The sequence below is a fragment of the Mycobacterium hippophais genome (assembly GCF_027529605.1).
GTDB classification, from domain to species: Bacteria; Actinomycetota; Actinomycetes; order Mycobacteriales; family Mycobacteriaceae; genus Mycobacterium; species Mycobacterium arseniciresistens.
In genome coordinates, this window is the sequence record NZ_JAPZPY010000003.1 from 116,775 (window position 1) to 143,747 (window position 26,973).

Annotated in this window: 27 protein-coding genes; 11 read left to right on the top strand and 16 right to left on the bottom strand. The window is 68.6% G+C overall.

Annotation, left to right across the window (positions count from 1 at the left end; all coding sequences use genetic code 11):
- Positions 1–62: 62 nt before the first annotated feature.
- The 6 genes from O6P37_RS09130 to O6P37_RS09155 are packed head-to-tail and all read right to left on the bottom strand — an operon-like array spanning position 63 to position 6,714.
- A complete protein-coding gene (locus O6P37_RS09130; protein ID WP_269893761.1) occupies positions 63–665 on the bottom strand; it encodes a dTDP-4-dehydrorhamnose 3,5-epimerase family protein in 603 nt (200 codons plus the stop codon).
- On the bottom strand, positions 662–1,654 hold the full coding sequence (rfbB, locus tag O6P37_RS09135) for a dTDP-glucose 4,6-dehydratase (RefSeq protein ID WP_269893762.1): 993 nt from the start codon (positions 1,652–1,654) through the stop codon (positions 662–664). Before rfbB ends, O6P37_RS09130 begins: the two co-directional genes overlap by 4 nt.
- A gap of 49 nt (positions 1,655–1,703) precedes the next feature.
- Entirely contained in the window at positions 1,704–2,570 is an 867-nt protein-coding gene (locus O6P37_RS09140) for an LLM class F420-dependent oxidoreductase (protein ID WP_269893763.1), read from the bottom strand.
- 21 nt (positions 2,571–2,591) lie between these two features.
- Entirely contained in the window at positions 2,592–3,437 is an 846-nt protein-coding gene (locus tag O6P37_RS09145) for an LLM class F420-dependent oxidoreductase (protein WP_269893764.1), read from the bottom strand.
- Positions 3,438–3,495: 58 nt separating this feature from the next.
- On the bottom strand, positions 3,496–5,001 hold the full coding sequence (locus O6P37_RS09150) for an ATP-binding protein (RefSeq protein ID WP_264011136.1): 1,506 nt from the start codon (positions 4,999–5,001) through the stop codon (positions 3,496–3,498).
- 12 nt (positions 5,002–5,013) lie between these two features.
- Positions 5,014–6,714, bottom strand: coding sequence for an FAD-dependent oxidoreductase (locus O6P37_RS09155; protein WP_264011137.1), 1,701 nt, complete (start codon positions 6,712–6,714; stop codon positions 5,014–5,016).
- 55 nt (positions 6,715–6,769) lie between these two features.
- Between O6P37_RS09155 and O6P37_RS09160 the strand changes: the two genes are divergently transcribed.
- Together O6P37_RS09160 and O6P37_RS09165 are read left to right on the top strand one after the other, a co-directional pair.
- Positions 6,770–7,237 (top strand): SRPBCC family protein, encoded by a 468-nt coding sequence (locus O6P37_RS09160; RefSeq protein WP_269893765.1) that lies wholly within the window; start codon positions 6,770–6,772, stop codon positions 7,235–7,237.
- Positions 7,238–7,321: 84 nt separating this feature from the next.
- On the top strand, positions 7,322–8,593 hold the full coding sequence (locus O6P37_RS09165; protein ID WP_269893766.1) for an alpha/beta hydrolase family protein: 1,272 nt from the start codon (positions 7,322–7,324) through the stop codon (positions 8,591–8,593).
- 5 nt (positions 8,594–8,598) lie between these two features.
- Here O6P37_RS09165 and O6P37_RS09170 read toward each other — a convergent pair whose 3' ends face one another.
- A complete protein-coding gene (locus O6P37_RS09170) occupies positions 8,599–10,083 on the bottom strand; it encodes a flotillin family protein (protein WP_269893767.1) in 1,485 nt (494 codons plus the stop codon).
- Between the two features lie 3 nt (positions 10,084–10,086).
- On the bottom strand, positions 10,087–10,653 hold the full coding sequence (locus O6P37_RS09175) for an NfeD family protein (protein ID WP_408633136.1): 567 nt from the start codon (positions 10,651–10,653) through the stop codon (positions 10,087–10,089).
- A 315-nt stretch (positions 10,654–10,968) separates the two neighbouring features.
- Here O6P37_RS09175 and infA point away from each other — a divergent pair, with 315 nt between their 5' ends.
- The 8 genes from infA to truA all read left to right on the top strand — a co-directional run bounded on the left by infA (position 10,969) and on the right by truA (position 15,616).
- On the top strand, positions 10,969–11,190 hold the full coding sequence (infA, locus tag O6P37_RS09180) for a translation initiation factor IF-1 (protein ID WP_003418601.1): 222 nt from the start codon (positions 10,969–10,971) through the stop codon (positions 11,188–11,190).
- Between the two features lie 29 nt (positions 11,191–11,219).
- Positions 11,220–11,333, top strand: a complete 114-nt coding sequence (gene rpmJ, locus O6P37_RS09185; RefSeq protein ID WP_003879483.1) for a 50S ribosomal protein L36 — start codon at positions 11,220–11,222, stop codon at positions 11,331–11,333.
- A 184-nt stretch (positions 11,334–11,517) separates the two neighbouring features.
- Positions 11,518–11,892, top strand: a complete 375-nt coding sequence (gene rpsM / locus O6P37_RS09190; RefSeq protein ID WP_269893768.1) for a 30S ribosomal protein S13 — start codon at positions 11,518–11,520, stop codon at positions 11,890–11,892.
- Positions 11,893–11,898: 6 nt separating this feature from the next.
- A complete protein-coding gene (rpsK, locus tag O6P37_RS09195; RefSeq protein ID WP_264011143.1) occupies positions 11,899–12,315 on the top strand; it encodes a 30S ribosomal protein S11 in 417 nt (138 codons plus the stop codon).
- Between the two features lie 14 nt (positions 12,316–12,329).
- Entirely contained in the window at positions 12,330–12,935 is a 606-nt protein-coding gene (rpsD, locus tag O6P37_RS09200) for a 30S ribosomal protein S4 (RefSeq protein WP_269893769.1), read from the top strand.
- An 83-nt stretch (positions 12,936–13,018) separates the two neighbouring features.
- A complete protein-coding gene (locus tag O6P37_RS09205; protein WP_264011145.1) occupies positions 13,019–14,071 on the top strand; it encodes a DNA-directed RNA polymerase subunit alpha in 1,053 nt (350 codons plus the stop codon).
- Positions 14,072–14,130: 59 nt separating this feature from the next.
- Positions 14,131–14,739, top strand: coding sequence for a 50S ribosomal protein L17 (gene rplQ, locus O6P37_RS09210; protein ID WP_269893770.1), 609 nt, complete (start codon positions 14,131–14,133; stop codon positions 14,737–14,739).
- A 13-nt stretch (positions 14,740–14,752) separates the two neighbouring features.
- The gene (gene truA, locus O6P37_RS09215) at positions 14,753–15,616 is read left to right on the top strand and encodes a tRNA pseudouridine(38-40) synthase TruA (RefSeq protein ID WP_269893771.1); all 864 of its coding nucleotides are present in this window, start codon (positions 14,753–14,755) and stop codon (positions 15,614–15,616) included.
- Between the two features lie 2 nt (positions 15,617–15,618).
- On the opposite strand, the gene O6P37_RS09220 is transcribed toward truA, so the two are convergent.
- The 4 genes from O6P37_RS09220 to O6P37_RS09235 all read right to left on the bottom strand — a co-directional run bounded on the left by O6P37_RS09220 (position 15,619) and on the right by O6P37_RS09235 (position 18,774).
- Positions 15,619–16,299 carry a cutinase family protein gene (locus O6P37_RS09220; RefSeq protein ID WP_408633144.1) on the bottom strand — a complete coding sequence of 227 codons (681 nt, stop codon included), beginning with the start codon at positions 16,297–16,299 and terminating at the stop codon, positions 15,619–15,621.
- Between the two features lie 49 nt (positions 16,300–16,348).
- Positions 16,349–16,939, bottom strand: a complete 591-nt coding sequence (locus O6P37_RS09225; RefSeq protein ID WP_269894151.1) for a cutinase family protein — start codon at positions 16,937–16,939, stop codon at positions 16,349–16,351.
- 96 nt (positions 16,940–17,035) lie between these two features.
- Positions 17,036–17,704 carry a cutinase family protein gene (locus O6P37_RS09230; RefSeq protein WP_408633137.1) on the bottom strand — a complete coding sequence of 223 codons (669 nt, stop codon included), beginning with the start codon at positions 17,702–17,704 and terminating at the stop codon, positions 17,036–17,038.
- Positions 17,705–17,727: 23 nt separating this feature from the next.
- Positions 17,728–18,774: an EamA family transporter gene (locus O6P37_RS09235; protein WP_269893773.1), complete on the bottom strand. Its 1,047-nt coding sequence runs from the start codon at positions 18,772–18,774 to the stop codon at positions 17,728–17,730.
- A gap of 77 nt (positions 18,775–18,851) precedes the next feature.
- On the opposite strand from O6P37_RS09235, the gene O6P37_RS09240 reads away from it, so the two are divergent.
- The gene (locus O6P37_RS09240; protein ID WP_269893774.1) at positions 18,852–19,406 is read left to right on the top strand and encodes a CGNR zinc finger domain-containing protein; all 555 of its coding nucleotides are present in this window, start codon (positions 18,852–18,854) and stop codon (positions 19,404–19,406) included.
- Positions 19,407–19,439: 33 nt separating this feature from the next.
- Here O6P37_RS09240 and O6P37_RS09245 read toward each other — a convergent pair whose 3' ends face one another.
- Genes O6P37_RS09245 through O6P37_RS09260 form a run of 4 tightly spaced genes read right to left on the bottom strand, consistent with a single transcriptional unit; the run spans position 19,440 to position 26,912 of the window.
- Positions 19,440–21,515 carry an FAD-dependent oxidoreductase gene (locus tag O6P37_RS09245; protein WP_269893775.1) on the bottom strand — a complete coding sequence of 692 codons (2,076 nt, stop codon included), beginning with the start codon at positions 21,513–21,515 and terminating at the stop codon, positions 19,440–19,442.
- A complete protein-coding gene (locus tag O6P37_RS09250) occupies positions 21,512–24,718 on the bottom strand; it encodes an ATP-binding protein (protein ID WP_269893776.1) in 3,207 nt (1,068 codons plus the stop codon). Before O6P37_RS09250 ends, O6P37_RS09245 begins: the two co-directional genes overlap by 4 nt.
- Positions 24,715–25,446 (bottom strand): hypothetical protein, encoded by a 732-nt coding sequence (locus O6P37_RS09255; RefSeq protein WP_269893777.1) that lies wholly within the window; start codon positions 25,444–25,446, stop codon positions 24,715–24,717. The genes O6P37_RS09250 and O6P37_RS09255 overlap by 4 nt, the downstream gene beginning before the upstream one ends.
- Complete coding sequence (locus O6P37_RS09260) at positions 25,446–26,912, bottom strand: hypothetical protein (protein WP_269893778.1); 1,467 nt, start codon at positions 26,910–26,912, stop codon at positions 25,446–25,448. The genes O6P37_RS09255 and O6P37_RS09260 overlap by 1 nt, the downstream gene beginning before the upstream one ends.
- Positions 26,913–26,973: the final 61 nt, after the last annotated feature.

Sequence of the window (26,973 nt, forward strand, 5' to 3'; positions counted from 1 at the left end):
AATCGACCGGGCGGGATGCAAGAGGCCCGCGCCGCGGGAGAGACCACCATCGAGCCTGACGGTCAGCGCCGGCGTAGCTCCTCGACGAAGGCCTCGGTGTCCGCCCAGGCCGGCAGCAGGCCGGCGGCCTTGACCTCGGCGAGCGGCGGCGCCGCCGCGTCGCGATCCGACAGCACCAGCTCGCCGTCGTAGCCCCAGTCGATGCCGAGCTCGGGGTCGCGCGCGTCGATGGTGTGCTCCCGGTCGGGGGCGTAGGCCGTCGAACACAGGTACATCACCGTCGATCCGTCGCGCAGCGACAGGAAGGCATGGCCGAGGCCCTCCGACAGGTACACCGACCGGCGGTCGCGGTGATCGAGCAGCACGGAGTCCCACTGACCGAACGTCGGTGAGCCAACCCGGATGTCGACGACGACGTCGAGCACCGCGCCGTGCAGACAGGTGACGTACTTGGCCTGGCTCGGCGGCAGCTCGGAGAAGTGCACACCGCGCACCACGCCGGCTGCCGACACCGAGCAGTTGGCCTGGGCGAGGTCGAACCCGTGTCCGGCGAACCCCCGGAAGCCGCGGTCGGTGAACCACTCGAAGAACACCCCACGACTGTCCGTGTGCACGGTCGGTGTGATCTCCCAGGCGCCCGGCACCGTCAGCTCGCGGACGGTCACTGGCCGCGCTCCTCGTACCGGGCCTCGACGGCGTCTTTGAGCGGCCGCCACCAGGCTTCGTTGTCGCGGTACCACTCGACAGTGGCGCGCAGGCCCTCGGTGAAGTCGGTGTGCTTCGGGGCCCATCCCAGTTCGTCGTAGAGCGTGGAGGGGTCGATCGCGTAGCGGAGGTCGTGGCCGGCCCGGTCGGTGACGTGGTCGAAGTCGTCGGGATCGCGACCCATGATCGCCAGCAGTGTGCGCAGCACCGACAGGTTGTCGCGCTCACCCTCGGCGCCGATCAGATAGGTGCGGCCGATCTCGCCGCGTTCGAGGATGCGCCACACCGCGCTGTTGTGGTCGTCGACGTGGATCCAGTCGCGGACGTTGGCGCCGCTGCCGTAGAGCTTGGGGCGCCGCCCGGTGAGGATGTTGGTGATCTGGCGCGGGATGAATTTCTCGACGTGCTGGTACGGCCCGTAGTTGTTGGAGCAGTTGGAGATCGTCGCGCGGATCCCGTACGACCGCACCCAGGCCCGCACCAGCATGTCGGCGGCCGCCTTGGTCGACGAGTACGGGCTCGACGGGTTGTAGGGGGTCGCCTCGGTGAACCGTCGCGGCTGATCCAGCGGCAGGTCGCCGTACACCTCGTCGGTCGAGACATGGTGCAGCCGGACACCGTGGCGGCGCACCGCCTCGAGCACCGTGTAGGTGCCGATGACGTTGGTGTGCAGGAACGGCTCGGGATCGGCGAGTGCGTTGTCGACATGGGTCTCGGCCGCGAAATGCACGACGGTGTCGGCGCCGGCGACGAGCCGGTCCATCAGGGCGCCGTCGGTGATGTCGCCCTCGACGAGGTCTATCGCGCCATGCACCGGGGTGAGCGACTCACGGCTGCCGGCATAGGTGAACGCGTCGAGCACGGTGATCGACGCGGCCTTCTCGCCGACCGCGCGGTGGACGAAATTCGCGCCGATGAACCCGGCACCGCCGGTGACCAGCAGTCGCATGGGCTCGACCCTATCGGGCGCCGCGGCGCACGCTCACCCCGCGCGCGGGTCAGCCCTTGAGGCCGAGGGGGCCTGCGAGCTCGGTCAGCGTCGGAATGAGCGCGTCCTTGCCGCCGAGCACCTGGATCGTCACATGGTCGGCGCCCGCATCGAGATGCTGGTTCAGGCGGGCGGCGATCTCCTCCGCCGTGCCGTACGCGACCACCGCGTCGATCAACTTGTCGCTGCCCGGTTTGGTGACGTCGTCGTCGGTGAAGCCGAGCCGCTTCCAGTTGTTGACGTAGTTGCGCAGGTCCAGATAGAACTCGACGGTCTGACGGCCGACGTCGCGAGCCTCCTCGGCGTCGGTCTCCAGCACCACCTTGTGCTCGGGTGCGAGGAAGACCGTCGGGCCGATCAGATTACGGGCCTGGCCGGTGTGCTCGGGCGTCGTCAGATACGGATGCGCTCCCGCGCTGCGGCGCGCCGACAGCTCGAGCACCTTCGGCCCGAGCGCGGCGATCACCCGGCGGCTCGTCGGCACCTTGGCCGCGTCGAGCTTGTCGAGGTACTCGACCAGCACGTCGTAGGGCTTGCGGTACTCATCGGTGTGCTCGGGATGGCCGATGCCGACGCCGAGCAGGAACCGGTTCGGGTACGCGTCCTCGATGCGGTGATAGGACTCCGCGACCTCCTCGGCGGATGACGCCCAGACGTTGACGATGCCAGTCGCGACCTGCAGTGTCTCGGTCTGCTCGAGGATCGGCTCGACGAACGACAGGTCGGCCGCGGGTGATGCGCCCACCCACAGCGCCCCGTAGCCGAGCTTCTCGATCTCCGCGGCCTGTTCGGGTGCCGGCGCCCCGCCGGTCCAGACGCCGTAGCGGCCCAGTCCGGGCTTGAGCGACACGCCCTCGCTGGTCGAAGCCTCACTCATACGATTCGAGTCCCTTCAGGTTCACTGCAGGCCGAGCGGGTCAGCCAGGTCGGCCAGTGCGGGCACCAGCTTGTCAGGTCCGGTCAGCACCTGCACCGGCACGTGGTCTGCGCCGGCGTCGATGTGCTGCGCGAGTCGCGCGGCGATCTCCACCGGTGTTCCGTAGGCGACGACGGCGTCCACCAGACGGTCACTACCCGGTTTTGCCAGATCCTGATCATCGAACCCGAGACGTCGCCAGTTGTTCAGGTAATTCTGCAGGTCGAGGTAGATCTCGAGGGCTTTGCGGCCGACGGCGCGGGCGCGTTCCGGATCGGTGGTCAGCACCGCCTTGTGCTCGGGCGCGAGGAATGCGTCGGCGCCGATCACCTCGCGGGCCGTGGCGGTGTGCTCGGGGGTGGTCAGATACGGGTGGGCACCGGCCGACCGGTGCGCCGACAGTTCGAGCACCTTCGGGCCGAGCGCGGCGACCACCCGGCGGTCCTTCGGGACGCCGTACTCGTCGAGCTTGTCGAGGTAGTCGTTCAGCGCGACCAGCGGCTTCTTGTACTCCGAGTCGGCTTCGGGGTGGCCGACGCCGATGCCGAGCAGGACCCGGCCCGGATAGGCGGCCTCGATGCGGTGGAACGAGTCGCTGACCGGGCCGGGCTCGGCGCTCCACACGTTGACGATGGCGGTGGCGAGCTGCAGCTTCTCGGTGGCGCCGAGGATGGGGTCGATCCACTCGAGTGCGGCAGGCGGTGAACCGCCCGCCCAGATGGCGCCGTAGCCGAGCGCCTCGATCTCCCGCAGCTGCGCGGGAGACAGCTGTGCGAACTGGGTGTAGAGCCCCATGACGCCGTAACGGCCCATGTCAGGTTTGGTCATGGTGGCGACAACCTCCGGCCGGTCGAGAGCTGTTCCGTTCCGCTCAGGTCGAGCGAAATCATTCGGTGCCGGCGGCGGACAGTTCACCGGGCGTCGGCGTCACCGGCGGCGGCGCCACCAGCGGCAGGCACACGATGAACCGGGTGTCGCCGGGGCGGGACTGCACCGAGAGGTTCCCTGCGTGCTTCTCCACCACGATGCGCCACGCCAGGTCCAGGCCCAGCCCGGTGCCCTCGCCGAACGGTTTCGTGGTGAAGAACGGGGTGAAGATGCGGTCGACGATGTCCTCGGGGATGCCGGGGCCGTCGTCGCAGATCTCGACCCGGATCATCTGCTCGCTCTCGCGGCTGGTCCGGATGGTCAGGGTGCCGTGCCCGTCCATCGCCTGGATCGCGTTGTCGATGATGTTGGTCCACACCTGGTTCAGATCGCCCGGATAGCACTGCAATTCGGGCAGCGTCTTGTCCATCTCCTTGACGATGGTGATGGGCCTGCCCTTGCCCTGATGGCCGATCTTCTCGCCGAACATCATGATCGTGCTTCGGAGCAACTCGTGCACGTCGGCGCTCTGATACGAGCCGCGGTCCATCTGGGAGTACTGCTTGGCCCCGGCGAGCAGCGCCGAGATGCGCTTGCTGGCCTCGGCGATCTCGTTCATGCGCAGTTCGTTGTCGATGGTGTACTTCAGCCACCCGACCGCGGCCTGCAGCGACGCGGTGGCGTCGACCTCGTCCACCGAGGTGAGCACCTTCTCCAGCCAGTCGGTGTCGAGACCGGCCTCGACGAAGGTCGGTGCGTAGTCCCAGGCGCCGACGATGTCGTGGCTCTCGAGCCAGTCACCGATCGCGTCCTCCCGGTCGGACGCCTCGAGCGCCGACAGTTCGACGCCCCGGTTCTTGGCCACCTGCTCGGCGACGTCGTCCTGGATCCGGACCAGCACGCGCAGTGCCTCGGGGGAGAACTTGCCGTCGGCGAGCATCGAGAGCTTGTGCCGCATCTTGCCGACCGTCTCCCGCAGGTCGGAGACGGCCCGCGCCGTGGCGGCCGCCGGATTGTTCAGCTGATGCGTCAGGCCCGCGGTGATGGTGCCCAGCGCCAGCAGCTTCTCGCGCTGCCCGATGATCTGGCTCTGCCGCCTGCCACCGACGAGGTGACCCTCGAGCAGGTGCACCGCCATCGGGAACTGCGTCTGCATGAACTTGGCGAAGTCGTTCGAGTCCAGCACGAAGCAGCGCGACGGCTTGGTCAGCCGCACCGAGGCCTGGTAGCTCTGTTCCTCGCCGGGGATGTAGGCCGACCACGCGCCGAAGTACACGCCGCGCTGCGAGGTCCGGTTGGTCTGGATGTCGACGCCGCCCGAGCGCTTCGACATGATCAGCTCGCCGTCGATCATCACGTAGAAGCAGGTGGCGGGTTCGCCCTCGGTGCTTATCGGCCCGGCGGGGAAGGTCTCGATGTGCCCGGCTTCGCAGAGGATGTCCAGCTGCGCGTCGGAGAGGTCCTCGAAGAGGAACAGCGTGCGGAGTTCCTCGCGCACGCACTCCTCACCGTTCTGCGAGCCCATGGGACGTCCTTCCTAGGCTTCCGCCAGGTACCGGTGCACCAGCATCACAGCCATCGAACCCTCGCCGACGGCCGCCGCCACGCGCTTGGCGGATTCGGAACGCACGTCTCCTGCAACGAACACTCCGGGGACACTTGTTTCCAGGTGGTGGGGCGGACGCTCGAGCATCCATCCGCTGACCTTGGTCACATCTGGTCCCGACAGGATGAAACCGTGATCGTCGCGGGCTATTCCCGCTTCCTCCAGCCAGTCGGTGCGCGGCGTCGCGCCGATGAAGCAGCACATCCGGTCGCAGGACACCGTCTCGGTCTCGCCGGACTGTCTGTCGATCAGGACGAGACCCGACAGGTGACCGTCCTCGGCCAGGGTGTCCTTGACCTCGGTGCAGGTCCGGACCCGGATGTTCTCCTTCTTGAGGATCCGGTCGACGAGGTACTGCGACATGCCCGCCTCCAGCGACGGACCGCGGATCAGCATCGTGACCGTCTTGGCGGTCTCGGACATGTACATCGCGGCCTGACCGGCCGAGTTGGCGCCGCCCACGATGTAGACGTCCTCACCCTGGCACTCGCTGTTGTCGGACACCGAGGCCCCGTAGTAGACGCCGCGGCCGATGTAGTTGCAGTCCGGGTCGTCGGGATCGTCCCAGCAGCCGTTGATCTGCAGCTGGCGATACTCGACGCCGGTGGCGAGGATGACGGCGCGGGCGCCGATGGTGCTGTCCGGCAGGCGGATCGAGTGGGCGGCGCCGATGCCGTTGACCTCGAGCCTGCCTGCCTCCTGGGTGGTGATGACCTCGGCGCCGAAGCGCTCGGCCTGCCTGCGCGCCGTCGTGGTGAGGTTGGCGCCCGAGACGCCGTTCTCGAAGCCGAGGTAATTCTCGATCTTCGAGCTGCGGCCCGCCTGCCCGCCCGTCGACGACCTCTCGATCAGCACCGTCCGCAGGCCCTCGGACGCGCCGTACACCGCGGCGGCCAGGCCGGCCGGACCGCCGCCGATCACCGCGAGGTCGTACATGTCCAGCTGCGGGCTGGTCGACAGGCCGAGCAGGGTGGCCAGTTCGGCGTCGGTCGGCTCGACGAGCGTCTCACCCTTCTCGGTGATCACGACCGGCAGCCGGCTGCCGTCGACGCCGGCGGCGTCGAGCAGCTGCCTGCCCTTGTCGTCCTCGGCGTTGACGGCGCGGAACGAGTACTCGTTGCGGGCCAGGAACTGCCGCACCTGCCAGGACCGCTCGTTGTACCGGTGCCCGATGACCTTGGTGTACGGCATCGCCCGGTCGCCCACGGCGCGCCACTCCTCGAGCAGGCCGTCGAGCACCGGGTAGAGCTTCTCCTCCGGCGGGTCCCACGGCTTGAGCAGGTAGTGGTCCAGGTCGACGACGTTGATCGCGTCGATCGCGGCGTGGGTGTCGGCGTAGGCCGTCAGCAGCACCCGGCGGGCGAGCGGGAAGAACTCCATCGCCTTCTCGAGGAACTCGATGCCGCTCATCTGGGGCATCCGGTAGTCGGCGACGAGCACCGCGACGGTGTCGCCGCGCAGTTTGAGTTCCTTGAGGGTGGCGAGGGCGTCGGCGCCCGATTCGGCCCGCAGGATGCGGTACCGCTCGCCGTAGTGGCGGCGCAGGTCGCGCGCGACCGCGCGGGACACCGCCGGGTCGTCGTCGACCGTGAGGATCGCAGGTTTTCGGGTTTGGTGATCAGGACGCGTCATCACCGGTAATTATGCGCCGGTCGTCCAGTGGGTATCGGGTCGTACGCTCACCAGCGTGACCGATCTCGAATTCTCTGATGCGATCCACGTCGCGCTTCCGCCCGAGCAGGTTTACGCGCTGGTCTCCGACATCACCCGGATGGGGGAGTGGAGTCCGGTGTGCAAGGCGTGCTGGTGGGAGGACGGTGGCGGGCCGGAGGTGGGGGCGTGGTTCGTCGGCCGCAATGAGACGCCGGAGCGGACCTGGGAGACGCGCAGCCAGGTGGTGGCCGCCGATCCTGGACGCGAATTCGCCTGGGAGGTGAACGGCGGCTGGGTGCGGTGGGGCTTCACGATGACCGCCGAGGACGATTCGGCGGGCACGCGGCTGACCCAGTCGTGGGCCTTCCTGCCCAAGGGCATCGCAGGCTTCCACGAGCGGTACGGCGAGGCGGCGGAGGCGGAGATCGCCAAGCGCAGCGAGGCGGCGAAGAGCGGTATTCCCGCGACGCTGGCCGCGATCAAGCGGTCCGCCGAGGAGTGAGGATCGAGAGCCACGTCATGGTCCGCCGCGCTTGTGAGCAAGGCCTCCCGGATACTTCGGGGCTGCGTGGCTACCTTCTAACGCATGGGATCACGCAACGACGATGAGGCCGGACGGGAGTCGGGCCGCTCTGTCGTGGAGCGACTGCCCGGATCGGGGCCGCTGCGCACCGTGCTGCAGCCGCTGACCCGCACGAGCGGCTACTACGCGAAGTCCTGGCGCGACTATCTCGGTGACGGGCCGGACCAGATGCCGATCGCACGTCCGACCGTCGCGCTCGCCGCGGAGGCGTTCCGCGACGAGGTGGTCCTGCTCGGGCTGCGGGCACGCCGGCCCGTCAGCGGTGCGCGCGGATTCGAGCGCATCAACGGCGAAGTCGAGGAGGCACTCGAGTTCTACGGTGAGCGTGGGCTTCTCGACGAGCCGCAGCGGTACTTCGCTGCACCCGAGCCGCTGACCGACGTGGAGGTCCGCCCGGTGCGGCGGCGCAACCGCTCCTATTCGCGGTTGCGTTGGCAGAGTGCATATCGTCCGCTGCCCGGCGAGCCCGGCGGCGATCGCTGGCTGGGTTATCGGGCGATGTCGCGCGGTTACGGGTTGATGCTGCGGCACCCCGATCCGCGGCCGTGGCTGATGTGCATCCATGGCACCGAGATGGGCCGTGCCGCAATCGATCTGGCGCTGTTTCGGGCCTGGTACCTGCACGAGACGCTCGGCCTCAACGTCATGTTGCCGGTGCTTCCCATGCACGGTCCCCGGGCGGCGGGGCTGCCGAAAGGCGCGGTGTTCCCGGGCGAGGACGTGCTCGACGACATCCACGCGACCGCTCACGCCGTCCACGACGTCCGCAGCCTGCTGTCGTGGATCCGGCGGGAACAGCCGGACGCGCCGATCGGTGTGTACGGAATGTCGTTGGGTGGCTTCATCTCCGCGTTGGTCGCCAGCCTCGACGACGACCTCCTGTGCGCAGTCCTCGGCGTGCCCGTCGCGGACCTCGTCGAACTGTTGGGCCGCCATTCGGGCTTGCGCCGCGACGACCCCCGCCGCCGGACCATCGAACTCGCCACCCCGCTCGGCCGGATGATCTCGCCGCTGGCCCTGGAACCGCGGGTGCCGATGAGAGGCCGGTTCATCTACGCCGGCCTCGCCGATCAGGTGGTCCACCCGCGCAAACAGGTCGGTCGCCTGTGGGAGCACTGGGGACGCCCGGACATCGAGTGGTACCGGGGCGGGCACGCCGGGTTCTTCCGGTCCCGGCCGGTGCAGCGCTTCGTCACCGACGCGCTCACGCAGTCCGGCCTGGTCTCCGCCCTGCCGCCGGGCGCTGCGGAGCCGTCCGGCGCGCTGACGGGCTGAGCAGGTCAGGACGCCGGCGGCGCGACCGGATGTGAGTTCGGCTGCGCAGGTTGGCCGTCGGAGCCGGCCACGTCCGTGGACCCGGCGCGGTTCAGCATCGCGGCCACGTCGATCCCCGACGACTTGAGCGACTCGACGATCTTCGCGACGGCCAGCGGGCTGACGCCGAGCAGCCCGCCCACCGCGTCCTGGGTGTCCGACGAACCGCCGATGATCGACAACCGGTCGACCGAGGCCAGTGGCAGAGCGGCGGCCTCGGTGGCCTTGACGACCGACGCGAGCACGTCGGGCAGCATCAGCAGCCGGGCGGCGTCGGCGCTGTAGTCGTTCAGTGCGGCGGCGATCTCCTTCTTGCCGGTCGCCTCGGCCACCAGCTTGGCCTCGATGCCCGCCGCCTCGGCGAGTTGCTCGACCCGCAGCGCGTCGGCCGCCGCCTTGCGGGCGTCGGCCTCGGCCTGCCCGGCGCGCACCGCGGCCTCGGCCTGGGCTTCGGCACCCAGGATCGTCGACTGGCGCTGGCCTTCGGCGCGGGCGATGTCGGCCGCCCGCTGCGCCTCGGCCGGCGCGATGACGTCGGCCTGCAGCGCCGCCTTGGCCTGCTCGGCGCGACGCTGCTCCACCTCGATGCGGGCCTCCACGCGGGCGGCCTCCGCCTGCTCGGTGGCGATGCCGACGTCCTTCTGGGCGCGTGCGTTCGCCAGCGGCCCCGCCATGTCGGCCTGGGCGTTCTCGGCCTCGGTCTGGGCGCGCAGGCGGGCCAGTTCGACGTCGCGCTTCTGATTGGCGGACGCGATCGCGGTGTCGGCCTCAGCCTGGGCGACCGAACCGGCCTGGCGGGCCTTGGCCGACTGGATCTGGGCGTCGCGCTCTGCCTCGGCCGTGCCGATGGCGGCGTCGCGCTTGACCTCGGCGATACGGCGCTGACCGAGGGATTCCAGGTAGGCGTTGCGGTCGGAGATGCCGGCGATCTTGAGGACGTCGACCTCCATGCCGATGCGGGCGAGATCACCGCCTGCCTCGTCGACCACGCTGCGCGCCAGGGTGTCGCGGTTGGAGTTGAGGTCCTCGACGGTCATCGTGGCGGTGATGCCGCGCAGGCTGCCCGCCAGGATCTCGTTGATCTGCCGCTGCAGCTCGTTGAGGTCCGAGGTGAGGAAGCGCTGCACCGCCGTCTGCACGGCCTCCTCCGACGAGCCGATGCGGACCAGCCCGACGGCCTCGACGTTGACCGGAACGCCGTTGTTGGACAGCGCGTTCTGCAGGTTGATGCTGACGTTGAACGGTTCGAGGCTCATGATGTCGACGCGTTCGATCCCCGGCACGCGGAATCTGGCGCCACCGCGGACCACCTTCGGGGTGCCCCGGCCGGTGAACACGGCCACCTCGTTGGGCGGCACCTTGATGTAGTTCTTCACGTAGATCAGCGGGAGCGCGACGAACAGCAGCAGCGCCGCGACCACCGCGACGATCACGATCATCAGCACGGACATGGGTCAGAACCTTTCGGACGGATGGTCGAGATCGGGGACGGCGACGACGTGGACGTAGTCGGCGTCGACGTCGGCGATGTAGACCTGGGTGGACTTGGGCAGTGCCGCGGGCTCGTCGCTGCGGGCCTTGGACCGCACCCGGTTTCCGTCGGCGTCGACGAATGACACCTCGCCCCAGCCTTCGGGCGGCACCTCGAGGGTGACGGTGCCGAGCAGGCCGATGTAGGAGGAGCGGCCGCGGTGGGAGTTGGCCTCCTGGCGGCGGAGGTAGGGCAGCAGCACGCCCTGCAGCAGCGCGACGAGGACGATGGCGGCGCCGCCGGCGACCAGCGCCGAGCCGAAGCCGGGCAGGCCGGCCCACTCGCCGATCAGCCCGCCCGCGCCGGCGCCGAGCACCGCCGCCGACAGCCCGGTCAGGCTCAGGAACGGCATGCCGTCGCCGCTGCCCATCTCGGCGAACAGCAGCGCCGACAGCACCGCGACGGCCCCGACGACGAACGCCGCGAGATACACAGCGGTCACGGGATCCTCCGGGCGGACGGGTACGGCAACAGGGTGATCATGGTCCATTCTCGGTGCCCGCGGACGCGTCTCGCGCATCAATTACGGCGAACCACGTACGCTCGCGTCGCGACGGCGCACGCATGGTCGTCGCACCGGCCGGTCGACGGCGGCGACCGCACGAGGTGCGGCTGCGCCGCTGGTCGGACAATTTTGGGGCGGGCGGCCGAGCGGGTAGTATTGACCAACGGTGCGGCAGCCGCGCCGACTCTTGCGTGCCCCTGGTTTGGAATATCCGACTACCGGCTCACGTTGTAGTCGATTCGATTGCTGCGCCGAACGGCGCCAATACCAAGACAGGACACGGAGGACTTCCGAGAACTCATGGCCAAGAAAGACGGTGCCATAGAGGTCGAGGGCCGCGTGGTCGAACCCCTGCCCAATGCGATGTTCCGCATTGAGCTGGAGAACGGACACAAGGTGCTCGCCCACATCAGCGGCAAGATGCGGCAGCACTACATCCGCATCCTGCCCGAGGACCGCGTCGTGGTGGAGCTGTCTCCCTACGACCTGTCCCGGGGCCGCATCGTTTACCGCTACAAGTAAGCCCGAGACAGAAGAAGGATCGATAAGCCGTGAAGGTGAACCCGAGCGTCAAGCCCATTTGCGATAAGTGCAGGGTGATCCGCCGGCATGGGCGGGTCATGGTGATCTGCTCCGATCCGCGACACAAGCAGCGCCAGGGCTGATCCGCCCCGGCGGCTGCGCCGCAGTACCTCACAACTGAATGCTGACCTCCCAGCACCACCGAGCGGATTCGCCGCTCGATCACGTCCGGTCGGAGGCCGGACCCCGACTACACCGTCGATTCATCGGCAGTAGCAGGGAACGGGCTGGGAAAAGACCTCCGCAAAGAGAAGGAATGGCACACCCATGGCCCGATTGATGGGCGTCGATCTGCCACGCGACAAGCGCATGGAGATCGCACTCACTTACATCTACGGCATCGGCCGTACCAAGTCGCAGGAGATCCTGTCGGCCACTGGTATCGACCGCGACCACCGCACCAAGGACCTGACCGACGACCAGGTCACCCAGCTGCGCGACTACATCGAAGCCAACCTCAAGGTGGAGGGTGACCTGCGCCGCGAGGTTCAGGCAGACATCCGCCGCAAGATCGAGATCGGCTGCTACCAGGGCCTGCGGCACCGCCGTGGCCTGCCGGTGCGCGGCCAGCGGACCAAGACCAACGCGCGTACCCGCAAGGGCCCCAAGCGCACCATCGCCGGCAAGAAGAAGGCCAGGTAACCCCAGATGCCACCTGCGAAGAAGGCCGCGGCCGGTCCCAAGAAGGGCCAGAAGACCCGTCGCCGGGAAAAGAAGAACGTCCCGCACGGCGCCGCGCACATCAAGAGCACGTTCAACAACACCATCGTGTCGATCACCGATCCGCAGGGCAACGTCATCGCCTGGGCGTCCTCGGGTCACGTCGGCTTCAAGGGGTCGCGCAAGTCGACGCCGTTCGCCGCTCAGCTGGCCGCCGAGAACGCGGCCCGCAAGGCGCAGGAGCACGGTGTGAAGAAGGTCGACGTGTTCGTGAAGGGTCCGGGTTCGGGCCGCGAGACCGCCATCCGATCGCTGCAGGCCGCCGGCCTCGAGGTCGGTGCCATTTCCGATGTCACGCCGCAGCCGCACAACGGCTGCCGTCCGCCCAAGCGGCGCCGGGTCTAGAAGGGATCTGACCAATGGCTCGTTATACCGGACCCGCCACCCGCAAGTCCCGCCGTCTCGGCGTCGACCTGGTCGGTGGAGATCAGTCCTTCGAGAAGCGCCCCTACCCGCCCGGCCAGCACGGCCGCGCGCGGATCAAGGAGAGCGAGTACCGCCAGCAGCTGCAGGAGAAGCAGAAGGCCCGCTTCACCTACGGCGTGATGGAGAAGCAGTTCCGCCGTTACTACGAAGAGGCCAACCGCGTCGCGGGCAAGACCGGCGAGAACCTGCTCCAGATCCTGGAGAGCCGGCTCGACAACGTCGTGTACCGCGCCGGGCTCGCCCGGACCCGCCGCATGGCGCGTCAGCTGGTCAGCCACGGCCACTTCACCGTCAACGGTGTCAAGGTCGACATCCCGAGCTACCGGGTGTCGCAGTACGACATCATCGACGTCAAGGACAAGTCGCTGAACACAGATCCGTTCGTGATCGCGCGGGAGACCGCGGGTGACCGTCCGATCCCGTCGTGGCTGCAGGTCGTCGGCGAGCGTCAGCGCATCCTGGTGCACCAGTTGCCGGAGCGCGCGCAGATCGACGTGCCGCTCGCCGAGCAGCTCATCGTCGAGTTTTACTCGAAGTAACACCCTGCGCGTCCGATCCCGGGCGTCGCAGTTCACTGACCGGCATCAAATAGCGGATGCCGAGAAGGAGATAGAAGAACACCATGCTGATCTCTCAGCGCCCCACACTGTCCGAAGAGACGGTTGCCGAGAACCGGTCGCGGTTCGTCATCGAGCCGCTGGAGCCGGGCTTCGGCTACACGCTGGGCAACTCGCTCCGGCGCACCCTGCTGTCGTCCATCCCGGGCGCCGCGGTCACCAGCATCCGCATCGACGGTGTGCTGCACGAGTTCACCACCGTGCCAGGGGTCAAGGAAGACGTCACCGACATCATCCTGAACCTCAAGGGCCTGGTCGTGTCGTCCGAGGAGGACGAGCCGGTGACCATGTACCTGCGCAAGCAGGGCCCGGGCGAGGTCACCGCGGGTGACATCGTGCCGCCCGCCGGTGTCACGGTGCACAACCCCGACATGCACATCGCCACCCTCAACGACAAGGGCAAGCTCGAGGTCGAGCTCGTCGTCGAGCGCGGCCGCGGCTACGTCCCCGCCGTGCAGAACAAGGCGTCGGGCGCCGAGATCGGCCGCATCCCGGTCGACTCGATCTACTCGCCGGTGCTCAAGGTCACCTACAAGGTGGAGGCGACCCGCGTCGAGCAGCGCACCGACTTCGACAAGCTGATCCTCGACGTCGAGTCGAAGAACTCGATCACCCCGCGGGACGCGCTGGCCTCGGCCGGCAAGACCCTGGTCGAGTTGTTCGGTCTGGCACGGGAACTTAACGTCGAAGCCGAGGGCATCGAGATCGGGCCGTCGCCGGCCGAGGCCGACCACATCGCCAGCTTCGCGCTGCCGATCGACGACCTCGACCTGACGGTGCGGTCCTACAACTGCCTCAAGCGCGAGGGTGTGCACACGGTGGGCGAGCTCGTCGCCCGCACGGAGTCCGATCTGCTGGACATCCGCAACTTCGGCCAGAAGTCCATCGACGAGGTGAAGATCAAGCTGCACCAGCTGGGTCTCTCGCTGAAGGACAGCCCCGCCACGTTCGATCCCTCCGAGGTCGCCGGTTACGACGCCGCGACCGGCACCTGGAACAGCGACGCAGGTTACGACCTGGACGCCGACCAGGACTTCGCCGAGACCGAACAGCTCTAAGACCATCCGTCCCGGTCCTACCTGATACGGGGGCCGGCCCCATTTAGGAGATAGTCGCCATGCCCAAGCCCACGAAGGGCGCTCGCCTCGGCGGGTCGTCGTCGCACCAGAAGGCGCTGCTGGCCAACCTGGCCACCGCGCTCTTCGAGCACGGCCGCATCAAGACGACCGAGCCCAAGGCGAGGGCATTGCGGCCCTACGCGGAGAAGCTGATCACCCACGCCAAGAAGGGCACGCTGCACAACCGGCGTGAGGTGATGAAGAAGATCCGCGACAAGGACGTGGTGCACTCGCTGTTCGCCGAGATCGGCCCGTTCTTCGCCGACCGTAACGGTGGCTACACCCGGATCATCAAGGTGGAGGCACGCAAGGGCGACAACGCCCCGATGGCCGTCATCGAGCTGGTGCGGGAGACCACGGTCACCTCGGAGGCCAACCGGGCACGCCGCTCGGGCGGCTCCAAGGCCGCCCCGGTGGCCGCCGCGGCGGCGCCGCAGGCCGCGGTCGAGCCGGAGGCCACCGAGGGCCCGGTCGCGGAGGACTCCTCTGCCGAGGAGACCGCCGCCACCGACGCGCTGCCCGAGGCGGAGGACACCACCGCCGCCGAGGCGTCGCGCTCGACGGAGACCGACGACCCGACCGCCGACAAGGCTGACGACGCCAAGTAGTCACGCTGTGAACATGCCCGCCATCGACTCCGGTGGCGGGCTTGTTCGTCTTCGGCTCGAGATCGCCTACGACGGCACCGCGTTCGCGGGCTGGGCGGCGCAGACGGGCCAGCGCACGGTGGCCGGTGTGCTGGACGAGGCGTTGTCCACGGTATTCCGCACGCCGGTGGTGATGCGGGCCGCCGGCCGCACCGACACCGGGGTGCACGCCACCGGCCAGGTCGGCCACGTCGACGTGCCCGCCGCCGCGCTGTCACACGCCTACCCGCGGCGCAGCCCACCGGGGGAGACCGAGTTCGGCCCGCTGGTGCGCCGGCTGGGCCGTTTCCTGCCCGACGACGTCCGGGTGCTCGGGATCACCCGCGCCGCAGCCGGTTTCGATGCCCGGTTCTCGGCGCTGCGCAGGCACTACACCTATCGGCTGTCGACGGCCCGGTACGGGGTGATGCCGCAGCTGTCGCGGTTCGTGACGGCCTGGCCGCGTGCACTCGACGTCGACGCGATGGCCGTCGCCTCCCGGCCGTTGATCGGCCTGCACGACTTCGCCGCCTTCTGCCGGCACCGCGAGGGCGCCACCACGATCCGCGATCTGCAGCGGCTGGACTGGTCGCGCGACGGTGACCTGATCACCGCGCACGTCACCGCCGACGCCTTCTGCTGGTCGATGGTGCGCTCGCTGGTCGGCGCGCTACTCGCCGTGGGCGAGGGCCGGCGCGACCCCGACTGGTGCGCAGGCCTGCTCACGGCGTCCCGGCGGTCGAGCGACTTCGCCGCCGCGCCGCCGCACGGCCTCACGCTGGTCGGTGTGGACTACCCGCCCGACGACCAACTGGCGGCCCGCACCACGGTCACCCGCGAGCTGCGCGTGATCGACTGACGTCAGATGCGGCCTGCGACGAAGTCGGCGGCCTGATTGACCATGCCGGCGTTGATGTAGGCCCTGGCCGCGTGGTCACCCCAGTTCTTCTCCCAGGTGTTCGGGTCGGCCGGGTTGCAGATGGGGTCGGCGCCGTGACACAACTCGATGGTGCGCTCACGGTAGAGCGGGCTGAGCGCGCCGATCGGGCCGGCCCACGCGCTGCCGTTGCCGAACAGCGCGACGGCCGCGATCTTCTGGTCCATGCCCGGGGGCAGTGGCTTCTTGAACCCGAAAGCGGCGATCGGTGCAGCCAGCACGATATCGGTGACCGCGGCGCCCAATGAATAGCCGCCGAGCACCAGCCGGGTGTCGGGGCATCGGCCCGCCATGTCTTGGATGCGGGAGCTCATGTCGTTGGCGCCGATGTCGACCTGGGTGTCGGCGGGGTAGTTCACCGCGTAGAGGTCGATGTCCCTGTCGGACTTGTTGCGCAGTGCACTGATGAAGTTGTTGCCGATGAGGCCTGCACCAGGGGACTCGACCCGGCCGCGGGCGAAGATCACCTCGACCTGCGGGCAGGCCTGCGCCGACGCCGTGGCGGCGACGCCGTCGACGGGGACGGCGGCAGGCGCGACCAGCAGACCGGCGGCGACGAGGACAGCGGAGGCGGCCAGGCCGCACCGGCGGGCCAAGGTGTTCACAGCATTCACCCAGCCGATAGTAGCCAAAGAAATTGACGGCACGGCCGGGCTAGAGAAGTCCGGCGGCGAAGCGCGCCGCCTGGTCGGCCGCCGCACCCGCGTAGTCGCGGTGCGCGGCAACGCTCTCGCCGTCGGTGCAGACGGGATCGCCGGGGTTGCACAGGTCGATCGCCCGGGCACCGTAGACCGGGCTGCGGGTGAGCGGAAGACCCAGCTTCGCCGTCGGGTTGCCGAAGACCGCAACGGCCGCAACGTGATCCGGCACGTTGGCCGGCAGCGGAGAGTTGAAGCCGATGGCGGGCACCGGAACTGCGGCGATGACGTCGATGACGGCCGCGCCCTGGGAGTAACCACCGAGGACCAGACGGGTGTTCGGGCAGTTGGCGACCATGTACTGGATGTGGCCGCTGGCGTCGTTCGCGCCCGCGGCCGCTGCCAGGAAGTCGTAGCTCGCGGGATAGTTCACCGCGTAGGCGCCGACGGACCGGTCGCCGACCCGGCCGCGCAGCGACTCGACGAACGCGTTGCCGATCCGGCCCAGGCCGGCCGCCTCGTCGGTGCCGCGGGCGAACACCACCTCGACGTCCGGACAATCCTGGGCCGTTGCGGTAGCCGGTCCGCTCACCAGGACGGCGGCCATGGCCGAGAGGACGGCGGCGATGACGATGATCGCCCGGCGCAGCACCCGGCGTGAAACAAGATCAGAGCTCACGCCGAAGTGTAACGCGCGAAGTTGCTAAATCAGTCCCGCGGCGAACGTGGCGGCCTGGGTGACGAAGGGCGAAGCCTCGTATCGGGTGTGCGCGAACGGGTTGCGGCCGTCCGAGCAGATCGGGTCGCCGTCGCTGCACGCGTCGATGCTCTTGCCGGCGAAGGTGCCCCGCGCCGACAGGGGGCTGCCGAACTTGGCCGACGGGTTGCCGAACACCGCGACCGCGGCGACCTTGCTGTTGTAGCCGCCCGGCAGCGGCGGCGCCGAGGCGATGGCACCGATCCGGTCGCCCAGTGGCGGCACGCCGGCCAGCATGTCCATCACCGCCGCCCCCTGTGAGTAGCCCCCCAGCACGAACCGGGTCGAGGGGCACTGTGCCGACACCGAGGCGATCCGCGCGGTGACGTCGTTGGCGCCGTCGGCCGTGGTGAGGAAGTCGTAGGTGGCGGGATAGTTCACGCCGTAGGTGCTCAGCGTGCGACCGCCGAGCAGCGGCCGCATCTGGTCGGCGAGCGCCTGGCCCACCCGGCCGATGCCGCCCGGCTCGCTGGTGCCGCGGGCGAAGATCAACTCGACATCGGAGCAACCCTGGGCGGCGGCCACGGGAGCCGGCCCCGCCACGGTGAGGGCGGCCGCCGACACTGCGGCGGCCACGACGGCCGCGAATCGGGAAGCGGAGCTAAGCAACGTCACCGGGTCATACTCACACAGGTGGGTCAGTTGCGGCCAACGGACTGCGTGTGAGGAAGCTCGCCGACGGTGTCGGGCCAGTCCGCGGCGTGCGCCGCGGCGGTGTCGCTGCGGTCGCCGAGCCGTGCGACGGCCAGGCCGAGCAGCACCACCGCACCGCCGAGGGCCTGGGTCGCGCTGATGGCCTCGCCGAGCAGCAGCCACGCCGCGAGCACGGCGAACATCACCTCGGACAGGCCGACCAGCGAGGCGAACCGCGGGCGCAGCCGGGCGATGCCGACGATGCCGAGCGAATACGCCACGGCGGTGGGGATGAGGCCGAGGGCGATCACGGGCACCACCCAGGACGTGGTCCATCCCGCAATGACGGCGTCGCGGGCGGTGAACGTCATCGGCATCACGCCGGTCAGGCCGAGCAGGGCGGTGGTGGCGGCGCCGACCGCCAGCCCACCGGCGGCCAGGGTGATCGGATGCAGCCCGGCCGAGCCGTCGGGGCGTTGCCCGCCGACCTTGTCCGACATCAGGAAGTAGCAGGCCGCGCAGACCGCGGCGGCCAAACCCCAGCCGACGCCGACGAGGTTGATGTGCGCGGCGGCCAGTCCGCCGGCGCCGACCACGCCGAGCACCAGCATGATCCCGACCACCGCGGTGGCGGCGCCGGCGAGGGTGAGCGAGCTGGGCCGCCGCCTGGTGCTGATCCAGAGCCAGGCCACCACCAGGACCGGTGCGGTGTACTCGAGCAGCAGCGCCACGCCGACCGACAGATGATTGACGGCGTTGTAGTAGAACAGCTGCGCACCGGCGATCGGCACGAGTCCATAGGCGACGACGGTTCGGCGGTGGGTCAGCGCCTCGCGGAACCAGCCCGGCCGCACGGCGGTGGCGAACAGTGCCATCAGCAGGGCGCCGCCGGCGAGCCGGGCGGTGACCGCCGCGGTGGGGCTCCAGCCCGCTGCCATCAGCGACTTGCCGAGGGGGCCCGACATGCCGAACGCGAGGGCAGACCCGACGGCGAACATCAGGCCCGTCCGGAACTCGTGGACGGCCGGTGCCGGGCGCAGCGTGGACGCCATGTGGCGACCTCCCCTTCATGTAAGGAGTAAAATGAGCTTTGGTCATGACGGTAATGGCGGAGGGAGTCATGAGTCAAATGATTTTCACTCATGACACCGAGCTCACGCTGCGCGCGGCGTGTGTCCTGATCAACACCGACCGGGTGGACGGCGAACAACTCGCCGACATGGCCGCACTCGACGAGTACCTCGACGGTTTCGGCTGGACCGGCCGGCGCGACCGCGACGCCGCCGAACTGGCCGACGTGCACCGGCTCCGGCAGCGGCTGGGCGCGATCTGGGCGGTCGCCGACGACGAGGAAAGCACGGTCGGTCACGTCAACGCGCTCCTCAGTGACACCCGAGCGGCGCCGTGGCTCACCCGCCACCCCGAGATGCCGGAATGGCACCTGCATCTGGCATCGGTGCACGACCCGCTGTGGCAGCGGATGGGCGCGGAGATGGCGATGGCACTCGCGGACCTGATCCGCGGGGGCGAGTTGCGACGACTCAAGGTGTGCGCGGCGCCCGACTGCGAAGCGGTGCTCGTCGATCTCTCCCGCAACCGTTCCCGGATGTTCTGCGACACCGGCAACTGCGGCAACCGCCAGCACGTGGCCGCGTATCGCGAACGACGCGCCAAGGACTCGTGACGCCGGCATTCATCCGCCCCGGCGGTCGGCCGATCAGGGCATGTAAAAGCCGCGGATGCGGTGATAGCGGCCGCGGCCCAGAAGCGCGTTGGCGGCCTGCAGACCCGACACCACCGCCGCCTCGATGCAGCCCGCGTTGATACCCGTGTCGGTCCAGTCACCGGCGAGCACCAGGTTGTCGTATCCGCTCTCGTCCGGACGCAGCCGGTACCGGTCGCTGCCCGGCACCGACTGCACATAGCGGTCGGACGGATCCACGTTGACGCTGAGGTGTTGTGTCTCGATGGCCGCCCGGCCCACGCGAGCATCGTTGCCACACAACAGTTCCCATTGGAACTCACCAGCGCGGTAGGCATTCGGGAAGAACAGCCCGAGGTTCGCCTCGACGTGGTGGGTGGCGTCGGCGAGCACCGCTTCACGCCAGCGGGACAGGTAGTCGTCGTGGGGCTCCGCGGTCGGCCACCGAGCCTTCAGGCTGCCGCAGAAGTAGGCCACCGTCTGCGGCGCGTCGCCGTCGGCCCAGTGCTCGGCCCACAGTGTCTGGGGCATCGAGGCCCACGTCTCGAAGGGCCTCAGGTATGCGCTGATCGTGGCGCCGGGCGCGTGCCAGCCAAGTGCCCTTTCCGCCGGTCGCAACCACAGTTGCAGCGCCTGGGTGGCGACGGTCTTGACGTGGGCGGTCATCTGCGCCCACTCGGGACGATCGGAGATCAGGGCGGGCGCGACGACGGGCAGCATGCCGATGGAGACGGCCAGAACCACGTGGTCGAAATGTTCACCCCGACGCAGCACGCGCTCCTCGACGTCCGACGTCTCGGTGAAGTGCGATCCCAAATCGCCGACCGTGGTGGTCGCGACGATCTGGTCGGTCAGCGGCGCGGCGGGAAACACCGGTAGACCTTTCACCGTCGTCAACGGTTCGTACACTTCGCGACCGCTCGCGAGATCGAGTTGTCTTGCCAGAGCGATGGTCTCGATCGTATGGCCGCGCGGGTCCGGCTGCAGCGCGACGACCCGGTGGAAGAACTCGAACCGAACTCCCCGCCGCCGCAGTGCCTGGTACAGCGGGGCGATCACGACGTCACCCATACCCGCCGTCATCTTCCAGAAGATCGCGCCGCGATAACCGAACAACACCTGGCCGATCAGGAACACCATGGTTCCGGCCGCGACCGCCGGTCGTTCCGGGTCGCCGTCGGCGTAGCCGAACACGAGGTCGTACAACCCGCGTATCAGAGGTGACTCCAGGATGTCCGGGTGGCCGCCGTGGCTGAGCACCCATACCCCGAAGTCGACGTCGTTGATGGCGCGAAACCCGCGCGGATCGGTGATCAGGTCGTCGGCGATGATTCCGCCGATGGCGGCGGCCAGGAGCGAGGCCAGGATCCATCCGCGCCGGTCGGCCGGCCGGCTCTCGTACTCGATCGACTCCCGTGCCGCGCGGAGCACTGCCTCGATCAACAGCGTCGGATTGCCCGCTGCACCACCGGAATCGCCGAATGCGAGGACTCCGGCCAACAGAGCCCGCCTGAGTGCGTCGGCGGCCGACGACTTCGCGGGCGGCGGCTGGGCCGACGCGGTGAACGACAGCCCGGCCGCCGGCGTGTCATCGCCGGTGAGCGAGGCGGTGAAAGCGGCCAACAAACGCAGCGCGCGTTCGACGAAGGTCACCGCTGTCAGTGCTCGGCCCTCTTCGTCGTCCGGTGCCCCCGGCAGGTCGTCGTCGTGAGGGTGGGTGCCCAGCCAAGTCGTCCATTCACCGCCGAAGCGCTCGGTGAGACCGGGATTGTCGGCGGGAACGAGTGCCTCGCGCCACGACGCGATCGGCGATCCCGGATCAGTGGCGGCCCTGTCCAATTCGCCATAACACTCGCGCAGCATCCGGAAGGCGTTCTCGTAGGAGCCGAGCCAGATGTGCAGGCCGTGTTCCTCGATGCGGCCGCTGTTCCCGCGGCTGGACGCCGCCTTGCCGCCGAGTCGCCAGCCGCGCTGGTACACGGTGATCGAGTCGAACCGGTCCTGCCAACCAGGCTCGCTGAGCCGCCATGCCGCGCTGAGACCGGCCATGCCGCCGCCGAGGATCGCGACCGCTCCGCCGCCGGCACTCACCCGAGAAGAGCCCTCGCGCGGACGAGTTCGGGCCAGTCACTGTCTGCAGGGAACCGGCTCACCGCCTCGAGGAGCGCCTCCGAGGCGCCCGGCCCGTCGGACTCGTGGTACGACAGCGCCGCACGCAATTCGAAGACCCGCGCATCCTGTCGGCGCGCGAGCTGCAACGCCGCATGCAGGTCCGCATGCATCGTCGCGATGTCGTCGTGCGTGTGCGCGCGCAGCCGGAGCAGTTCGGCGTCATAGAAGCGCATGCCCGTGGACTCCGCCAGATCGAGCGCCGTGTCCAGTCGCTGCCTGGCCTCGTCGTGGGCGACGGCGGCGATCCACAGCCGCGCCAGCACCGCGTCGTAGAACGTGACCAGGGAGATGGCTCCCAGCGCGCGCCAAGCGTCGACATACATCTGCATCGTGGCGATGTGACCGCTGAGGTCGACGGTGCCGGTGGAGTCGTCCGCAGCGGCGATCGCACTGACGGTGGCGTCCTGGGCGGCGCCCACCATGGCCCACGAATCGAAGCCGTGCTGCTGCCCTAATTCCGTCAATTGTGCCGCGACCTGGCGGGCACGGTCGAACTGTCCCGCCTCGATGCGGAAGAGGACTTCGATCTGCCGGGCGTAGGCCAGGCTGAATGCCCCCTTGGGGAAGGGCAGTTGGGCACAACGGTCCTCGACCCTGCGGAGCTCGTCCTCCGCTGCGCGCAGATCACCGTCGAGCGCGTGGGACAGTGCGCGATGGGTGTACAGCCCCGCTGACGCGTCGTTCGGCATGAACAGCATGGCCTCGAGTTCGCGTTCCGCTTCCGGGGTCAGCATCTCCAGCGCGACGTCGAATTTGTCTCGTGCGTCGGCGAATCCGCCCCGGTACCACGCGAGCATCCCCAACGCGAGGTCGTTGATCGGAAGGAAGGCCTGCCGCGATCCGACCAGGTTGGCCCGGATCGAGGTGACGAGCAGCTCGGCACGATCGAGGTCGGCGCGCATCGTGTAGTACGGGTACAGCGACATGACCGTCGAGAACACGTCGTCATCGCGCAGGTCGCTGCTGCACAGCTCGAGGCAGCGTTCGAAGTCGGTCGCCGCGTTGGCGCTGGACACCCCTTCGGCGGCCTGTGCCAGCAGTGCGCGGCGCAGCCTCAGGTCGATCTCGAGTCGATGGCGGTCAGCGCCGGGCGGTGCCTGCTCGATCTGCGTCACCGCGTAGGTGAGATGAGTGCGTGCTTCCCCGAGTGCACCACGCGTCCACGCGTTCGCCGCCGCCCGGCCGTAGGCCGACGCCGCTTCGAGATGCCGTTCGGCCCGTTCGTAGTGGCGGGCGATCAGCGGCCAGTCGGGATTGCCCTCGACAGGCCCGGAAACCAGTGCATCGGCGACTCGGCTGTGCAGTGTCCGCCGGATGCTCGGTGGCGAGAGCTCGGCGGCGACTTCTCGAAGCAATTCGTGCCGGAACCGCCAACTCTCGGCGTCGAGCGGTTCGAGCACCCGGCCGGCCGTCAGCTGCGTGATGACCTCGTCGACGGCGGCGCCGTCGAGGTCGGTGGCAGCCATCAGTAGGCCGCGGTCCACTCGACTGCCGATGATCGCCGCGGCCTCGACCACCCGCAGGGCTTCAGTGCTGGTGCGAAGCCGGGCGAACAGCGCTTCGTAGAGGCTGTCCGGTACCTCGACCGACCGGGTGCCTGCGGCCGTCTGCTGCCTGAGCTTGGCCACCACCTCCTCGATGTAGAGCGGCACCCCGTCACAGCGCCGGTGGACGATGCGCTGCTCCTCGTCGGTGGCGCCGGGGTGCAGCGCCGTCGTCAGTTCGGCGACCTCGTCGGGGTTGAGCGGCTGCAGCTCGAACACCGTCGTCCGCGACAGGTCCGACACGGCGACCGGGACGCGACTGGTCATCACGACCAGGACGTGCCCGCCGAGGTCGGCGCGCAGGAGCGCCTGTACGACCTCGATGGTCGTCTCGTCGAACCAGTGCAGATCCTCGACCAGCACCACGGACGGCGCGCTGCGCACACAGCTCAGCAGATATGTCTGCACTGCCTCGCCGATGAGGTCGTAGAGTCTGCGGCCCTCGGCATGCACCGGTTCATATCCGCTGTCGGCGCCGATGCCCAGAACAGGCGCCAACAGTGGAACGACGGCGTCGGCGTCAAGGGAACGGTGCTCGACCTCACGCCGTAGACGACGCAGGCGCTCATCGGCATCCGAGGTGCGCGTTATCCCGCACTGCCGTTCGAGCAGCCGGCGAATCGGTCTCAGCCCCACGTCGGTGTGGAAGGGCGAGCCGATGAGCTGGAGCACCGCGCCGTGCGAATGTTCGGCCATGTCGACCGCCGACCATGCGAGCCTGCTCTTGCCGATGCCCGCGTCACCCGCGAACAGCACTCCCGGATTGTCGAGGCCGTTCGTCAAGGCCTGCGACCAACCCTGCTGGAGGTACCGGTATTCGTCGGCGCGGCCCACCAACGGGCCGAGCGGCGTCGCGACGACGTCGCGTTCAGCCAGGACCCGGAAGTAGTGCACCGGGACGTCAACACCTTTGACGTTGCGCGGCAGCCGGGCCTCGAGGTCGAAGCCGTCACGGATCAACGGCTCGATCGCCGACGACACGGCCACCGTGCCGGGTTCGGCGAGGCTGCAGACGCGGGCGGCCAGGTTCGCCGCGAGACCGTAGACGTCGTCCTGTGCTGTATCGAGATAAACGATGCCCCGGTGGATTCCGACCCGGACGTTGATGTCGAAGCCGAAGCGCTTGTGCACCCGATCGCTGAGGGCGGTCACCTCGCGTGTGATGTCCAAGCCGGCCTGCACCGACCGTCGCACGTCGTCCTCGTGCGCGCGGGGATGGCCGAAGAACGCCAGCAGACCGTCGCCCTTGGTGTTACCGACATGGCCTTCGTAGGCACGCACGACGCGCAGTACGTCATCGCGGTAGCGGCCGACCACGGTGCGGTAGACCTCCGGCTCGATGCGGGTCGACAGAGCGGTGGAATCCACCAGGTCGACGAACATGATGGTGAGCCGCCGGATCTCACCGTGATTGGCGGGAGCGGCCAGTAGGTCCTCGGCGTCGGTGTTGTCCCTGTCGACGGCCAGCACCTGACCGGCAAGCCGGTTCGCCGTGGTGCGGTCACCGTCGGCCAGCGCCGCAACGGCGCGGTCGAGAAGTCTGTCGACCCCCGAAGCTGGTCGATTCGTCGGAGTCACAACTCGAATGACACCGGCTGGGTGTCGTCGGTGCCCGCCCCGGCGCCGGTGCCGATCAATTTCACCTCGCCGACGTATACGCCGCTCGGGATTCCGGCGGAGTTCACCACGAGCCGGAAAGTCGTGGCATTGGCGGGAAGCCGGGCGTCGGCGGGTATGAAGCCGACGAGCCCACAGATGTTCTCGTTCGGCACGTCCTTGCGGCACAGCGACGTCGCCGTCAGGATCCGGTCCCACGGCTGGACCTTCTTCACGGGGATGTCGTCGCTGGTCAGCACCGGATCCTTATAGGCTCCCGGTCCGGCGGCGATGGTCTGGGCGATCTCGGCGCCGCGCAGCATGCTGATGCGGGTCAGCTTGATCGCCGACGTCAGCCACTCGTCCCGGTCGAAGACGTCCTTCTTGTCGGTGAACGCCGCGAGCGCCTCCTCGGCGACCTGGCTGGCTTCCAGGAGGCCACGCCGCACCACGGTGCTGACGTGATCAGCGAGCAGCAACACCTTGGGGTCAGGCGGTGTCTGCAGCGGTATCCGTGCGATGTCCGCTGCGCCCCGGATCGCGATCCTGGTCATCTCGAACAGCGACTTAGCGGCGTCGTCAGGGGTGAAGTTGGTCTTGTCGTCGTCGTTGATCCTGGTGGCGGCATCGATGGCGACCTTCGCCGCCTCGTCGACAGTCGCCGACGCACGGGCAGCCACCTTCGCGGCGATGACCTTCGGATCGTCCATCACGGCTTCTTCTCCTTCGGCGGCTTCACATTGTCCTGGGCCTTCTGATAGACCTCCAGCGACCACTCCTTGAGATCCTTGCCCATCTGTGTGGTCACCTCCTCGACATCCGTCTTGACCGTTCCGTCCAGCCATCGGCTCGCGGCGCCGCCGGTGTTGCTACTCACCCGCCGGATCAAGCTCTTGAGCAGGCAGGCACCGTCCTTGATGGCGTCGGCGGCGTTGATCGGCAGCTTGTCGGGTATCGCCGGGTACTGCAGCGGCGGATCGGTGTCCGCCGGCTTCTTCATCAGCGTGACCTCGGGCCACTTCTCGACCGGGTGCTTGGCGGGCACCTTGAAGTCGCCGGTGGCCGCCTTGCGCGCAGCACTCACCACCATCTCGTAGGCCGAGTCACCCCAGCCGAGTTGGCATCCGAGGGCCGCTGTCGCGGTCGGGCTCAGGCCGTTGACTCGCTCCTCCTTACTGGTGCGGACCCGGACCCCCTTGCCGTCAGATTTCGGAGTGACCCAGATGTAGCCGTTGTCGATCTCGACGATGCCGATCGAATTGCCCTCTTTCTGGCGGTTGGGGTCCAACCGGTAGTTGATGTAGAAACCGTTGTCGCAATCCTCGAGCGAGAAGATGAGCGCAGTCTTCAGGGTGTAGAAAGAGGGTTCCGCGGAGATCTCCTCGACGATGCGATGCCAGCCGTCGTGGGTGAAGTACGGAGTCTGCTTCTCCATGGTCTGAAAGAAGCTGGGGTAGCACAGGTCCCAGTTCAGCGGGTGTAAGATCGCTCTGACTTGAGCGACCGTGACGTCGTCGTCGCAGCATTCGGTGTAGAGGGTGCTGCAGTACTGCCCGCCGGCATCCTCGAGTGTGCCGAAGCAGCGTGAGGAGTCCTTGGCGAATTGCTCACTGACGGCCTCACCCGCGAGGACGATCCAGGACTCGCGGTCCTGGATCCGCTCGATTCTCTCCAGCAGGTACTCCGCATTGCTCACCGCGTCACGGGGTCCCGGCCGGGGAACCGTCGGCTCGACGGGCCACGGGTCCAGGAGACCGGGAAGAACGGTCATGACGGTTTCGTCGATCCGGCCGTGGCGCAGCAGGTTGAGCCGTTCCCATGCCACGAGCGCGAAGGCGGCCCGCGCCAGGGCCGGATGCCTGTCCTCCTTGGCTTGATAGCTGTTCCACACGCGGTCGGGATTCAGCTCCCTGTTGAGATTGGCGCGCGCGTCCTCGGCACTCGGGAAGCTGTACAGGTACCGCGACCTGGGGTTGCGCACCGGGTCCGATCCGAAGAACTCCTGCAACTCTTGGAACCAGCCCTGGCGGCCGAGTCCGGTGGTGTTCGGCAGCAGCCTCTCGGCGAGATCGACGATGTCCGCATTGGCACCGGTACCGGGATCCGCGTCGGCTTCGACCACCAACTTGTCTATCGACCCGAACAATGCCGTGACGTCGCTGCGAATATCTGCCATGGTCCCCGCCTCCCATGAATTGACGCCTTAGCATAGCGTTGTACTGGCGAAACAGCGGAAA

Coding starts and splice junctions, on each gene's coding strand:
- O6P37_RS09165 (WP_269893766.1), top strand. CDS start 7,322: ATGGGATCACGCAACGACGATGAGGCCGGACGGGAGTCGGGCCGCTCT.
- O6P37_RS09175 (WP_408633136.1), bottom strand. CDS start 10,653: ATGGACCATGATCACCCTGTTGCCGTACCCGTCCGCCCGGAGGATCCC.
- rpsM (WP_269893768.1), top strand. CDS start 11,518: ATGGCCCGATTGATGGGCGTCGATCTGCCACGCGACAAGCGCATGGAG.
- O6P37_RS09255 (WP_269893777.1), bottom strand. CDS start 25,446: ATGGACGATCCGAAGGTCATCGCCGCGAAGGTGGCTGCCCGTGCGTCG.
- O6P37_RS09140 (WP_269893763.1), bottom strand. CDS start 2,570: ATGAGTGAGGCTTCGACCAGCGAGGGCGTGTCGCTCAAGCCCGGACTG.
- rpsD (WP_269893769.1), top strand. CDS start 12,330: ATGGCTCGTTATACCGGACCCGCCACCCGCAAGTCCCGCCGTCTCGGC.
- O6P37_RS09225 (WP_269894151.1), bottom strand. CDS start 16,939: ATGGCCGCCGTCCTGGTGAGCGGACCGGCTACCGCAACGGCCCAGGAT.
- rfbB (WP_269893762.1), bottom strand. CDS start 1,654: ATGCGACTGCTGGTCACCGGCGGTGCCGGGTTCATCGGCGCGAATTTC.
- O6P37_RS09240 (WP_269893774.1), top strand. CDS start 18,852: ATGATTTTCACTCATGACACCGAGCTCACGCTGCGCGCGGCGTGTGTC.
- O6P37_RS09155 (WP_264011137.1), bottom strand. CDS start 6,714: ATGACGCGTCCTGATCACCAAACCCGAAAACCTGCGATCCTCACGGTC.
- O6P37_RS09150 (WP_264011136.1), bottom strand. CDS start 5,001: ATGGGCTCGCAGAACGGTGAGGAGTGCGTGCGCGAGGAACTCCGCACG.
- rpsK (WP_264011143.1), top strand. CDS start 11,899: ATGCCACCTGCGAAGAAGGCCGCGGCCGGTCCCAAGAAGGGCCAGAAG.
- rplQ (WP_269893770.1), top strand. CDS start 14,131: ATGCCCAAGCCCACGAAGGGCGCTCGCCTCGGCGGGTCGTCGTCGCAC.
- truA (WP_269893771.1), top strand. CDS start 14,753: ATGCCCGCCATCGACTCCGGTGGCGGGCTTGTTCGTCTTCGGCTCGAG.
- infA (WP_003418601.1), top strand. CDS start 10,969: ATGGCCAAGAAAGACGGTGCCATAGAGGTCGAGGGCCGCGTGGTCGAA.
- O6P37_RS09205 (WP_264011145.1), top strand. CDS start 13,019: ATGCTGATCTCTCAGCGCCCCACACTGTCCGAAGAGACGGTTGCCGAG.
- O6P37_RS09170 (WP_269893767.1), bottom strand. CDS start 10,083: ATGTCCGTGCTGATGATCGTGATCGTCGCGGTGGTCGCGGCGCTGCTG.
- O6P37_RS09145 (WP_269893764.1), bottom strand. CDS start 3,437: ATGACCAAACCTGACATGGGCCGTTACGGCGTCATGGGGCTCTACACC.
- O6P37_RS09235 (WP_269893773.1), bottom strand. CDS start 18,774: ATGGCGTCCACGCTGCGCCCGGCACCGGCCGTCCACGAGTTCCGGACG.
- O6P37_RS09260 (WP_269893778.1), bottom strand. CDS start 26,912: ATGGCAGATATTCGCAGCGACGTCACGGCATTGTTCGGGTCGATAGAC.